Raw genomic sequence first — 12,597 nt, forward strand, 5'->3', positions numbered from 1 at the left:
ACCCAAGGGGGGCGTTGGGCGAAAACCCCTCCCCGCGGGCGCACGCGACCCCCCCCCCGGGGTGGCCTGGCAGGCGCCGGCCTCCTTGCGCCAGCGCAAAGAGGCCGGTCACGGCAGCAGGTCCAATGGAAGCCAGCCCGCACCCGACCGGCGCGGGCATTCCGGAGCACCGCCGCATGCGTATCCTGCCGACCGTCATCGTTGCATTGCTGTTGACCGCTTGCGGGCCCCAGGACGGGGCCCGTTTTGCATTGCCGGAAATCACGCGCCTGCCGCCCGGCCAGGTGAGCTATGTGCCGCCGGGCGAGGCGCTGCGCAACGGCTATCCCGCCACGCCCGCGCCGCGCATCGCGCGCTACCCGGAAGGCCTGGCCATCATGACGCGGCAGGTCAGCCAGGCGGAGTACGCGGCTTGCGTGCGCGCTGGCGGATGCAAGCCGCCGGACCCCGCGCAGCGGCAGGCGGTCGCGCCTGACCTGCCGGCGGTGGGGATCAGCTGGACCGACGCCTCGGCCTATGCCGCCTGGCTGTCCGCGCGCACCGGGCAGCGCTTCCGCCTGCCCAGCTATGCGGAGTGGATCTATGCCGCGGGCGAGGCCTATCGCGAGGACGCCTTGCCGGCGTTGCCCGACGGCGCCGATCCCGCGCAGCGCTGGCTGGCGGAATACGAGCAGCAGAGCCGCCGCGGCGCGCAGGGCGACGACACGGTGCGGATCTTCGGGGCCTTCGGCAGCAACCGCGCAGGCTTGATGGACATGGCGGGCAGCGTGTGGGATTGGACCGACGATTGCCACGCGCGGCACGTGCTGGACGCGCTGCGGGATGATGCGCCCGCAAACGGCGCAAACGGCACGGACGCGCGGGAAAGCCGCAACTGCGGCATACGCGTCGCCGCCGGCAGGCACATCGCCTATCTGCCCGACTTCATCCGCGACCCGAAGGGCGGGGCGTGTTCGGTGGGCGTGCCGCCCGCGAACCTGGGCTTGCGGCTGGTGCTGGAATCGAGCTAGCGTCCGTCCACGCCGGCGGCCGCTACGCGCCGGCCTCCAGCAGCGCCTGGGCGGCCGACGGTTCCGCCGCGTCGTCCGCGGCCGGCGACCCGTGGCGACAGGACAGGCAGGCCGAACAGTCCACGGCGGGTCCGGCATGTTCGCCCAGCCGCGCCAGCGCGGCGGGCGAGCGCAGTACCACGCGCTTGCGGCCGGCCGAGACGATGCCGCGCTGCTTCCAGTCGCTGAGCAGCCGGCTGACCGTGTGCAGGGTGGTGCCCGTCATTTCGGCGATGTCTTGCCGGGTGATGGGAAAGCCGATGCCGATGCCGTCCTGCATCGGTTGGCCGGACTGCTGCACCAGCCTCAGGATGGCGCGCGCGACCCGTTGTTCGACTTCATCGGTGGACAGTTCCTGGATGCGGACATGGGCGTCCTGCAGGCGCTGCCCCATGGTTTGCAGCGCGGCCGCGCCCAGCTGGGGATGGCTGGCGGTGAAACGTTCCCAGACCGTGGCCGGCCACGCCAGGCAGACGCTTTCCTGCACGGCCTGGACCGTGGCGGGATAGCACGGCTGCCGCATGGCGCAAGCCAGTCCGAACATGTCGCCGGGATTGACGTAGCGCACCACCACCTGTTCGCCTTCCGGCGTCAGCTGCGCCACTTTCAGGCAACCGTGCAGCAGCACGAAGAAGTGCGCGGCGGGCGCACCCTGACGGTATGCGAATGCGCCGGCCTGCAGGCGGCAAGGCGTCGCGCCACGTAGCGCCGTGTCCAGCTGCGCATCGGACAGCGGCTTGAACAGATCCAGGTTGCGGAGCAGGGCGTGGCACAGCGGCGACGACGCGGGGGGCCGCTCGGATACGTGTGGAGGGTCCATGTCCCGATGGTGACACCGTCGCTGCGCTGCGGCAATGCGAGCTGGCCTCCAGGCTGGTCCGAAGTTTGCGCTACAGCAAAGAAGCCAAGTGGTGCCGGGCCTTCAATGGAGCTGCCGACAGACTCGGCTTAGCAGAAACCGGAAGAGGAGTTGCACATGAACGCTTTGCGCCCCACCTTGCTTGCCATGGCATTGATCGCAACGATGGCGGGCGGCCCGGCAGCCGCCCAGAACGCCGATCAGCTGGAACGCGCCAAGGTCGCGCTGGTCGCCCCGCCCATGGTCCACCCGCATGAGCAGGTGGCGCGCTCGGGCCCCAAGGTGATCGAGTTCACGATGACCATCGAAGAGAAGAAGATGGTCATCGACGACAAGGGCACGACCTTGCAGGCCATGACGTTCAACGGGTCCATGCCCGGTCCTACCCTGGTGGTGCACGAGGGCGACTATGTCGAGCTGACCCTGGTCAACCCGGCCACCAACGCCATGCCGCACAACGTGGATTTCCATGCGGCCACCGGCGCGCTGGGCGGGGCCAAGCTCACCAACGTCAACCCGGGCGAGCAGGCCACGCTGCGCTTCAAGGCGGATCGCAGCGGCACCTTCGTCTACCACTGTGCGCCGGAAGGCATGGTGCCGTGGCACGTGGTCGCCGGCATGAGCGGCACGCTGATGGTGCTGCCGCGCGACGGCCTGAAGGACCCGCAGGGCAAGCCGCTGCGCTACGACCGCGCCTACACGATAGGCGAGTTCGACCTGTACATCCCCAAGGACGCGAACGGCAAGTACAAGGACTACCCGACACTGGCCGAAAGCTATGGCGACACGGTGGCAGTGATGCGCACGCTGACGCCGTCGCACATCGTCTTCAACGGCAAGGTCGGCGCGTTGACGGGCGCGAATGCGCTCACCGCCAAGGTCGGCGAGACGGTGCTGCTGATCCATTCGCAGGCCAACCGCGACACGCGCCCGCACCTGATCGGCGGCCATGGCGACTGGGTCTGGGAGACAGGCAAGTTCGCCAACCCGCCGCAGAAGGACCTGGAAACCTGGTTCATCCGTGGCGGCTCGGCGGGGGCGGCGCTCTACACCTTCAAGCAGCCCGGCGTGTACGCCTACCTGAACCACAACCTGATCGAGGCTTTCGAGCTGGGCGCGGCCGGGCATATCAAGGTCGAGGGCAAGTGGAATGACGACCTGATGAAGCAGATCAAGGCGCCGGGTCCGATCCCGCGCTGAGCGCAGCAGCTGGGCGCGCTTTGCGCGTCCAGCCTTTCCCGCATCCGTCCGCGTCGCCATCACGCTTTTCCCTTCCGGAGCCTTGCCATGTCCAAGTTTTATCGAATCGCGTTCGCCGCCGCGCTGGCCGGCCTGCCCGTCCCGCAAGCGGGCGCGGAGACACTGGCCGCCATCAACCCGGCCGGCGAAAAACTCTACAAGTCCGCCTGTGTGGTGTGCCACGCCAGCGGGGTCGCCAATGCGCCCAGGCTGGGCGACAAGCAGGCCTGGTCGCCCTTTATCGCGCAGGGCACGGATGCGCTGCTGGCGACCGTGCTCAAGGGCAAGGGCGCAATGCCGCCGCGCGGCGGTTCGTCCGCGGACGAGTCCACGCTCAGGGCCGCGGTGGAATTCATGATGGCCGCGTCCCGCTAGCGGGCAGGTCCGGGGCCATCGATGGCAGATAGTTGCACTTGCAATTATCAAGATTCCTCCATACGATTGCAATTGCACATGATGCAATTGCAATTCACGATGCGAAATGACGGCGCCCGTACATCGGGACGCCGCCTTCGCGCCACCAGGAGGACGCCATGGATACCCCGATAGAACCGACCGACGCCGATCCGCAGGAAACCCAGGAATGGCTGGAGGCCATGCAGGCCGTGCTGGCCCACGAAGGCCGGCCGCGCACCCACTATCTGCTGGACCAGCTGATCGGCCAGGACCGCGCCGGCCACGGCGGCTACGCCGCGCCGAACGCCACGCCCTACGTGAACACCATCCGGCCGGCGGAGCAGGGGCTGTTTCCGGGCGACATGGGCATCGAGCTGCGGCTGGACGCCTATCTGCGCTGGAATGCCATGGCCATGGTGCTGCGCGCGGGCAAGACCTCGGGCGTGGGCGGGCACATCGCCACCTATGCCTCGGCCACCACGCTGTACGAAACGGGCTTTCGCCATTTCTTCCGCGCCGCCAGACCGGACTTCCTGGGCGACATGCTGTACATCCAGGGGCACTCCGCGCCGGGCATCTATGCGCGCGCCTACCTGGAGGGCCGCATCTCCGAGGCCGAGCTCGACCGCTTCCGGCGCGAGACGGCCGGTGGTGGGCTTGCGTCCTATCCGCATCCGCGCACCATGCCGGGGTTCTGGCAGTTCCCCACGGTGTCGATGGGCCTGGGGCCGCTGATGGCCGCCTACCAGGCGCGCTACATGCGCTATCTGGAAGACCGCGAACTGATACCCGCGCAGGGCCGCAAGGTATGGGGCTTCCTGGGCGACGGCGAACAGGACCAGCCCGAGACCCTGGCGGCGGTGGCGATGGCCGGCCGCGAAAAGCTGGACAACCTGATCTTCGTGGTGAACTGCAATCTGCAGCGCCTGGACGGCCCGGTGCGCGGCAATGCCAAGATCATCCAGGAACTGGAAAGCGTGTACCGCGGCGCCGGCTGGAACGTCATCAAGGTGATCTGGGGCGCGGGCTGGGACGCGCTGCTGGCCCAGGACCATGACGGCCGCCTGCGCCGGCGCATGATGCAGTGCGTGGACGGCGAGTACCAGGTGTTCAAGGCGCGCGGCGGCGCCTATGTGCGCGAACATTTCTTCGGCGCCGATCCGGTGCTGCTGGAGCGCGTGGCGCACCTGAGCGACGAAGAAATCGGCGCGCTCAACCGCGGCGGGCACGATCCGGCCAAGGTCTATGCCGCCTACGCCACGGCGCTGGCCCACCGCGGCCAGCCCACCGTCATCCTGGCCAAGACCGTCAAGGGCTATGGCATGGGCGCGGCGGGCGAGGCGGCTAACACCAACCACCAGCAGAAGAAGATGGCGGATCCGGCCGTGCGCGCGTTCCGCGACCGCTTCTCCATTCCGGTGCCGGACGATCTGCTGGAACAGATCCCCTACATCAAGCCCGCGCCCGGCAGCGCCGAGCGGGCCTACTTCGATGCCGCGATCGCGCGCGCCGGCGGCCATTTGCCGCGGCGGCCGGCAGGGCCGGGCCCGTTGGCCACGCCGCCGCTGGAGGCCTTCGCCGCGCACCTGAAGGGTAGCGACGGCCGCGAGTTCTCGACCACCATGGCCTTCGTGCGGGTGCTGGCGCAACTGCTCAAGGATCCGGGCATCGGCCAGCGCGTGGTGCCCATCGTGCCCGACGAGTCGCGCACCTTCGGCATGGACGGCATGTTCCGCCAGGTGGGCATCTATTCGCACGTGGGGCAGCTGTACACGCCGCAGGACGCCGACCAGTTGAGCGTCTACCGCGAAGACCGCCGCGGCCAGATCCTGCAGGAAGGCATCAACGAATCGGGCGCGATGTCTTCGTGGATCGCGGCGGCCACGGCGCACAGCACGCACGGCGTGGCCACCATCCCGTTCTACATCTTCTATTCCATGTTCGGCTTCCAGCGCGTGGGCGACCTGGCCTGGGCGGCGGGCGACATCCGCGCGCGCGGCTTCCTGCTGGGCGCGACGTCTGGGCGCACCACGCTGGAGGGCGAGGGCCTGCAGCATGACGACGGCCACAGTCACGTGCTGGCCTCGGTCATCCCCTCATGCGTGGCCTACGATCCGGCCTATGCCTATGAAATCGCGGTGATCGTGCAGGACGGCATGCGCCGCATGTACCAGGAAGAAGAGGACGTCTTCTACTACCTGACGCTGCTCAACGAGAAGACCGCGCATCCGCCCATGCCGCCGGGCGCCGAAGCGGGCATCCTGCGCGGCCTGTACCGCCTGCGCGAAGGCGGCGACGGCGCGCTGCGGGTGCAATTGCTGGGCAGCGGCGCGATCCTGGGCGAAGTGCTGGCGGCGGCCGATCTGCTGCGGCAGGACTTTGGCGTGGCGGCCGACGTCTGGAGCGTGACCAGCTACTCGGAGCTGGGCCGAGACGGCCAGGAAGCGGAACGCTGGAGCCGCCTGCATCCGCTGGAGGACAGGCGCCGAGGCTACGCGGAAACGGCGCTGGCGGACAGCGAGGGTCCGGTGGTGGCCGCCACCGACTACATGAAAACGGTGGCCGAACAGATACGTCCGTTCATGCAGGACCGCCGCTACGTCACGCTGGGGACCGACGGCTTTGGCCGGTCCGACACGCGGACGGCGCTGCGGGCCTATTTCGAGGTGGACCGGCATCACATCGCGCTGGCGGCCCTGAAAGCGCTGGCGGATGACGGACTGATGCCGCACGAGTGCGCGGCGGACGCCATCGCCCGCTACGGCATCGACCCAGAGGCCGTGTCCGCGGCGCGGCCCTAGTCAGGCTAGACGCGCCGCGCCAGCAAGGCCCAGATCCCGGCGGCGGACAGCAGGGCGCCGCCGCCCAGGTTGAAGCCGCGCTGGGCGCGCGGCGAGGCCAGCAGGCGGCGGGCGGACCCGGCGAAGATGGCGTAGGCAGTGGCGTTGATGCCGGCGCAGGCGACGAAGGTGGCCGACAGGATCCAGAGCTGGCGCGTCACGTCGCCCGCCGGGTCGATGAACTGCGGCAGGAAGGCCACGAAGAAGATGATGCCCTTGGGATTCAGCGCCGTCACCAGATAGGTGTTGGCGAACAGTTTCCAGCGCGAACCCGACGCGGTCGCGGCCGGCAAGGTCGCGGGCGAGACGCCGGCGCGCAGCAGCTTGAAGCCTAGGTACAGCAGATACAGGCCGCCCACGATCTTGACCACCGTGAACCAGAACGCCGACGTCGCCAGCAGGGCGCCCAGGCCCAGCAGCGACAGCAGCAGGGCGGTGGAGTCGCCCAGCGCCACCGCCAGCACCAGCGGCAGGCGCGCGCGGCGGCCTTGCGCGATGGAGTAGCTGATGACGGTGAGTATCGTGGGCCCGGGCAACATCACGAGGAGGGCGGACGCGCCCAGAAAAGCCAGCCAGGTTTCAAGCGACATGGGATCTGCTCCAGGGGTGGGGCTGCGCGCGGCGGCCAGCCTGCGGCAAACTGTATAGCAATCGCAGCCGCCTGCAAACCGCGCCCGGACGGGCACGAACACCGGGTGGTGTTAAATACAGCTTTCCCGGACAGTGAGCGCGGCGCCGCAAGGCGACGCGAAGGAAACACCATGGCATTCGATTTTGATCTGTTTGTGATCGGCGCGGGTTCTGGCGGCGTGCGTGCGGCGCGTTTCGCGGCCGGCTTCGGCGCGCGCGTGGCGGTGGCGGAAAGCCGCTACCTGGGCGGCACCTGCGTCAACGTGGGCTGCGTGCCCAAGAAGCTGCTGGTCTATGGCGCCCACTACAGCGAAGACTTCGAGCAGGCGCGCGGCTTCGGCTGGAACGCCGGCGAAGCCCGCTTTGACTGGCCCACGCTGATCGCGAACAAGAATCGGGAAATCGAACGTCTTAACGGCATTTACCGCAATTTGCTGGTCAATAGCGGCGTGACCCTGCTGGAAGGCCATGCTCGCATCGTGGATCCCCATACGGTCGAGATCAACGGCAAGTCCTACAGCACCGCCAACATCCTGGTGGCGACCGGCGGCTGGCCCCAGGTGCCGGACATTCCGGGCAAGGAACACGCTACCACCTCGAACGAGGCCTTTTTCCTGAAGCAACTGCCGCGCCGCGTGCTGGTGGTGGGCGGCGGCTATATCGCGGTGGAATTCGCCTCCATTTTCAATGGCATGGGCGCGCAGACCACCCAGGTCTACCGCGGCCCGCTGTTCCTGCGCGGCTTCGACCAGGGCGTGCGCGAGCATCTGCGCGACGAACTGACGAAGAAGCGCATCGACCTGCGCTTCAACTCGGAAGTGACCCGCATCGACAAGCAGGCGGACGGCACGCTCGCCGCCACGCTGAAGGACGGCTCCGTGATCGAGGCCGACTGCGTGTTCTACGCCACCGGCCGCCGGCCCATGCTGGACAACCTGGGGCTGGAGAACACCGCGGTCAAGCTGGGCAAGGGCGGCTTCATCGAGGTGGACGACGAGTACCGCACGGCCGAGCCTTCCATCCTGGCCATCGGCGACGTGATCGGCCGGGTGCCGCTGACGCCGGTCGCGCTGGCCGAAGGCATGGCGGTGGCGCGGCGCCTGTTCCGGCCCGAGGAATACCGCAAGGTCGACTACCAGCTGATCCCGACGGCGGTGTTCAGCCTGCCCAACATCGGCACGGTGGGCATGACGACGGAAGAAGCGCGCGCCGCCGGCCACGAGGTCAAGCTGTTCGAGAGCCGCTTCCGGCCCATGAAGCTGACCCTGACCGAGTCGCAGGAAAAGACGCTGATGAAGCTGATCGTGGACGCCAAGACCGACCGCGTGCTGGGCGTGCACATGGTCGGCCCGGACGCCGGCGAGATCGTGCAGGGCATCGCGATTGCGCTGAAGGCCGGCGCGACCAAGCAGGTGTTCGACGAAACCATCGGCATCCATCCCACGGCGGCCGAAGAGTTCGTGACCCTGCGCACGCCCGTCGCCCAGTAAGGCGGGGCGCGCTACAGGCGTTCGATCATGGCGCGCGCCGCCATCGGCGCGCGTTCCTTCGCACCATTGATGAAAAAGGCAAAGACGTCTCCAGGCCGCGCCTTCTTGGACGGGGCGCCGGCCAGTGGCAAGTCGGCCGGATGCGTCCCGCGCGCCCAGCCGCGCAGGCGCTCCGCCCAGGCGTCCAACGCCTTGGGCGCATAGCCCGCCTTGTAGGCCTCGCTGGCGCGCATCAGCCGCGCGTACACGAAATCGGCCGTGCGGTCGGCGATGGACGGGTAGTCCTCGCTGTCGGTGTAGACGGTGGCCGCGCCGTGGCGCCGCGCCAGTTCCAGGTATTCCTCGCAGGCGAAGCTGGCATGGCGCACGTCCAGCGCGTGCCGCAGCGGCAAGCCGTCCACCTGGTCCGGCAGCAGCGCGAGGAAGGCGCCGAAATCGTCCGCGTCAAAGACCTTGGTGGGTGCGAACTGCCAGACGATGGGGCCCAGCTTGGGGCCTAGCTCGGCGATGCCGCTGTGCACGAAGCGGTGGATCGAATCCTTGGCGCCCGCCAACTCGCGGCGGTTGGTCGCGTAGCGCGAGGCCTTCAGCGAAAACACGAAGCCTTCTGGCGTTTCATCGCGCCATTTGGCGAAGGTGGCCGGCTTCTGGGTGCTGTAGTAGGTGCCATTGATCTCGATGGCGCTGAGCTGGCTGCTGGCGTATTCCAGTTCGCGCGCGTGCGGCAGGTTTTCGGGGTAGAAGACGCCACGCCAGGGGGCATAGGTCCAGCCGCCGATACCGATGCGGATGGCGCCGTCTTTCGGATGAGGATGCGCTTGCGGCATGTCCGGCCCTCCAGGCGTGGGAACCGGACAACTGTATCGCCGGCGCCACTTGTCCGCAAACCCCGCTGCGGAAGTTCGCTGTTCCGATACAGTTTTGCGCTAAGGTGTGGATTCACCTTGCCACTTTCCGCGCGGCCCCGCGCCGGCCCATCATGCCCGACTTTACCCATTTGATGACGTTCGCCCTGGTTGCCCTGGGCATGGTGCTCACGCCCGGGCCCAACATGATCTACCTGGTTTCCCGTTCCATTTCGCAGGGCGCGCAGGCCGGCCTGATTTCGCTGGGGGGCGTGGCGGTCGGCTTCATCTTCTACGTGCTCTGCGCGGCCTTCGGCATCACGGCGCTGCTGATGGCAGTGCCCTACGCCTACGACGCGCTGCGCATCGGCGGCGCGCTGTACCTGCTCTACATGGCCTGGCAGGCGCTGCGTCCGGGCGGGCGTTCGCCGTTCCAGGTGCGCGAGCTGCCCAAGAGCAGCCCGCGCACGCTGTTCACGATGGGGCTGGTGACCAACTTGCTCAATCCCAAGATCGCGATCATGTACGTGTCGCTGTTGCCGCAGTTCATCCAGCCCGAGCGCGGCAGCGTGTTCACGCAGTCGCTGGCGCTGGGCATGACCCAGGTCGCCATCAGCCTGACGGTCAATGCGCTGATCGCCATCATGGCCGGATCCATCGCCGGGTTCCTGGCGGGGCGTCCCTTGTGGATGGTGGTGCAGCGCTGGCTGATGGGGACGGTGCTGGCCGGATTGGCGGTGCGCATGCTGATGGACAACCGCCGCTGATGCAGTCCGAGGACGGCTTCTTCGCGTCATTGGGCGGCATGCTGGGCGAGGCGCTGCGCAGCGTCGTCGCCGGGCTGAAGTGGCTGCTGGGCGGCGTAGGCAGCGCGCTGGGCGACTTCTACGCGGGCCTGTCGGGCGCGATGGGGATGAGTCCGTCGGTGTTCAATCTGGTGGTGTTGGCTATTGGGTTGATGCTGCTTTGGGCGGCGGTCAAGGCGTTGTTGAGGCGGAGTTTGTTGGGGGCGTTGGTTTGGGGGTTTTTGGCGGTGTTGGTGTTGGGCGGGTTGATTAATTGATGGGTTTTGTTGTGTTGCGGTTTGCGGGTGTTTTTCTACTTTAGGCGCCAGCCGCGGCGTGGGCCTGGGGCGAGCGGGCCAACGATTGCGGTCCGGAGCCTTCGCTCCGGACTTCCCCGTCGTCATCTTCGTCAAGGCCTGCGGCCTTTCCTTCAGATTCCCTCGGGCTTATCGACGGCCCGCTCGCCCCAGGCCCACGCCGCGGCTGGCTCCGGTGGTTGAAATTTCACGGGCGCTGGGGCGGGCGGTGTGCTTGGCGTGCTGGCCATCGGTGGGGTGTGGCGAAGGTCTTGCGGGGCCCGCTCCCGGCCGGCCGCGCGGCCGATTAATACGGGCAGCTCACGACTCGTCCCCGACCACGGCTCCAGCAGCGCAACAAGCCAAGATAGCGGCAGCCCAGCGGCGCGGGCGCCGAGGCGGCTCGCAACCTCGATGCGCCCGAGGGAATCCGTAGGAGTCGCCGAAGGCGAGGACGAGGATGACGATGGGGCAGTCCGGAGCGGAGGCTCCGGACCGCAATCGTGGGCGCGAGCCGCCTCGCCGCCCGCGCCGCTGGGCGACCTACGAAGTTCTGCGGCCGGCACCGATGAGCAGTCTACGAAGTCTGTCGCGCCGCCAACGCCACCTTCCGCAACCTTTGCACCAACGCCGGAAACCGCTCGGCCCCCGTATTCCCGTACCCGATCACCAGTCCGTTATCTTCCGCCCGCGCCGCCACCGCGAATGACGACAGCGCGCCCGGATTCATGCCGATCTTGCGCGCCTGCTCCACGATCTCGCGGTCGGGATACGCCGCAGGCAGCTGCACCGTCAGATGCAGTCCGGAGTGTCCGCCCAGCACCTCGTGTTCAATCCCCAGATGCGCCGCCAGGGCGTCCCGCAGCGCTCCCTGGCGTTCGCGGTACAGGCGCCGCATGCGGCCCAGATGGCGCGAGAACTGGCCGTTTTCCATGAAGGCGGCCATGGTCAGCTGTTCCAGTCGGTGGCCGCCGCGCAGCATCTCGATGATGGACGGCATTGCCTGCGCGGCGATGGCTTCGGGCAGCACCAGGAAACCCAGGCGCAGCGCCGGGAACATGGTTTTGCTGAACGTGCCCACGTAGAGCACCGGCGCGTCTTCGACCAGGCCCTGCATCGCGGCTATCGGTTCGCCTTGATGGCGGAATTCGCTGTCGTAGTCGTCTTCGATGATCCAGGCGCCGGCCTGGCGGGCGCGTTCGATCAGGCCCAGGCGGCGCGGCAGGGACAGCACCGCGCCGGTGGGGTACTGGTGCGAGGGCGTGGTCTGGATAAGGCGGGGCGGACGTTCCTGCCAGGCGCTTTCGGGGATCACGATGCCGTCCGCGTCCACGCGCATGGCCACCACGTCCAGGTCGCCGGCGTGGAAGGCGGATTTGGCGCCGCGGTAGCCGGGGTCTTCGAGCCAGGCGGTGTCGCCGGGATTGGTCAGCAACTGCACGCAGAGCGCCAGCGCGCCCTGGGCGCCTTCGGTGATGACGATGCGCGAGGCGTCGCAGCGCACGCCGCGGGACACGCGCAGGTACTGGGCGATGGCTTCGCGCAGGGCGGGCTCGCCCACGGGGTGGCCGTAGCCCAGGGCGGTGGCCGGGGCGGCTTGCAGTGCGCGGTCCTGCGCGCGGCGCCAGGCGTTGATGGGGAATTGCGTCAGCGCCGGCGTGCCGGGCGTCATGGGCAGCGAGCCATCGTGCGCGTAGCGCGTGGAGACGATGCGCGTCAGCCGCTTGGCCGTGAGCGTAGGCTGCGCGGTGGGCGGGGCCGCGCGTTTGGCGGCGATGGCCGCGGCGGCCGACAGGGGGGCTACCCGCGTACCCTGGCGGTCGGCGATCACATAGCCTTCGGCCGTGAGCTGTTCGTAGGCGATCAGCACCGTGTTGCGCGAGATGTCCAGGTCCTCGGACAGGGCGCGCGACGAGGGCAGCTTGCCGCCCGCGGGCAGCTGGCCTGCCAGGATGGCCTGCTTGAGGCGCTGGATCAGCTGGCGTTGGCGCGGCAGGGCGCCGGGGCCGCGCGTGAGCGGGCTGGAAAGCAGGGCGGTGGTGGTGGTCATGGCCCTATTAAATTATGGGATCGTGGTGCTTTTTATGATGCCACGATTCCGATATCGTGAGGGTATGCGTATTGCGTCCGCCCGAGCCGGCGGCGCTCCAACCCTGATGAGGCCCCGT

General features: G+C 68.3%; 11 protein-coding genes. 7 read left to right on the plus strand and 4 right to left on the minus strand.

From position 1 onward, the window contains the following. Positions 1–125 precede the first annotated feature (125 nt). The gene (locus AC3WOB_RS15000; RefSeq protein ID WP_492275448.1) at positions 126–1,010 is read left to right on the plus strand and encodes a formylglycine-generating enzyme family protein; all 885 of its coding nucleotides are present in this window, start codon (positions 126–128) and stop codon (positions 1,008–1,010) included. A 22-nt stretch (positions 1,011–1,032) separates the two neighbouring features. Here the strand turns inward: AC3WOB_RS15000 and AC3WOB_RS15005 are convergent, their stop codons facing one another. Continuing rightward, complete coding sequence (locus AC3WOB_RS15005; protein ID WP_492275449.1) at positions 1,033–1,869, minus strand: Crp/Fnr family transcriptional regulator; 837 nt, start codon at positions 1,867–1,869, stop codon at positions 1,033–1,035. Positions 1,870–2,025: 156 nt separating this feature from the next. On the opposite strand from AC3WOB_RS15005, the gene nirK reads away from it, so the two are divergent. The 3 genes from nirK (at position 2,026) to aceE (ending at position 6,344) form a co-directional block, all read left to right on the plus strand. Continuing rightward, on the plus strand, positions 2,026–3,108 hold the full coding sequence (gene nirK, locus AC3WOB_RS15010) for a copper-containing nitrite reductase (protein ID WP_013393031.1): 1,083 nt from the start codon (positions 2,026–2,028) through the stop codon (positions 3,106–3,108). A gap of 87 nt (positions 3,109–3,195) precedes the next feature. Further along, positions 3,196–3,522 (plus strand): c-type cytochrome, encoded by a 327-nt coding sequence (locus AC3WOB_RS15015; RefSeq protein ID WP_492275450.1) that lies wholly within the window; start codon positions 3,196–3,198, stop codon positions 3,520–3,522. Positions 3,523–3,680: 158 nt separating this feature from the next. Next, entirely contained in the window at positions 3,681–6,344 is a 2,664-nt protein-coding gene (gene aceE, locus AC3WOB_RS15020) for a pyruvate dehydrogenase (acetyl-transferring), homodimeric type (RefSeq protein WP_492275451.1), read from the plus strand. A 5-nt stretch (positions 6,345–6,349) separates the two neighbouring features. Here the strand turns inward: aceE and AC3WOB_RS15025 are convergent, their stop codons facing one another. Then, a complete protein-coding gene (locus AC3WOB_RS15025; RefSeq protein WP_492275452.1) occupies positions 6,350–6,973 on the minus strand; it encodes a LysE family translocator in 624 nt (207 codons plus the stop codon). Positions 6,974–7,144: 171 nt separating this feature from the next. On the opposite strand from AC3WOB_RS15025, the gene gorA reads away from it, so the two are divergent. Then, entirely contained in the window at positions 7,145–8,503 is a 1,359-nt protein-coding gene (gene gorA / locus AC3WOB_RS15030) for a glutathione-disulfide reductase (RefSeq protein ID WP_492275453.1), read from the plus strand. 11 nt (positions 8,504–8,514) lie between these two features. Here gorA and AC3WOB_RS15035 read toward each other — a convergent pair whose 3' ends face one another. Then, positions 8,515–9,330: a DUF72 domain-containing protein gene (locus AC3WOB_RS15035; protein ID WP_492275454.1), complete on the minus strand. Its 816-nt coding sequence runs from the start codon at positions 9,328–9,330 to the stop codon at positions 8,515–8,517. A gap of 152 nt (positions 9,331–9,482) precedes the next feature. On the opposite strand from AC3WOB_RS15035, the gene AC3WOB_RS15040 reads away from it, so the two are divergent. Further along, entirely contained in the window at positions 9,483–10,115 is a 633-nt protein-coding gene (locus tag AC3WOB_RS15040) for a LysE family translocator (protein WP_013393037.1), read from the plus strand. Beyond that, the gene (locus tag AC3WOB_RS15045; protein WP_207471845.1) at positions 10,115–10,411 is read left to right on the plus strand and encodes a hypothetical protein; all 297 of its coding nucleotides are present in this window, start codon (positions 10,115–10,117) and stop codon (positions 10,409–10,411) included. The genes AC3WOB_RS15040 and AC3WOB_RS15045 overlap by 1 nt, the downstream gene beginning before the upstream one ends. A gap of 595 nt (positions 10,412–11,006) precedes the next feature. Here AC3WOB_RS15045 and pdxR read toward each other — a convergent pair. Beyond that, complete coding sequence (gene pdxR / locus AC3WOB_RS15050) at positions 11,007–12,479, minus strand: MocR-like pyridoxine biosynthesis transcription factor PdxR (RefSeq protein ID WP_492275455.1); 1,473 nt, start codon at positions 12,477–12,479, stop codon at positions 11,007–11,009. Positions 12,480–12,597: the final 118 nt, after the last annotated feature.

It is taken from the genome of Achromobacter sp. FW305-C-30-7, from assembly GCF_058783105.1.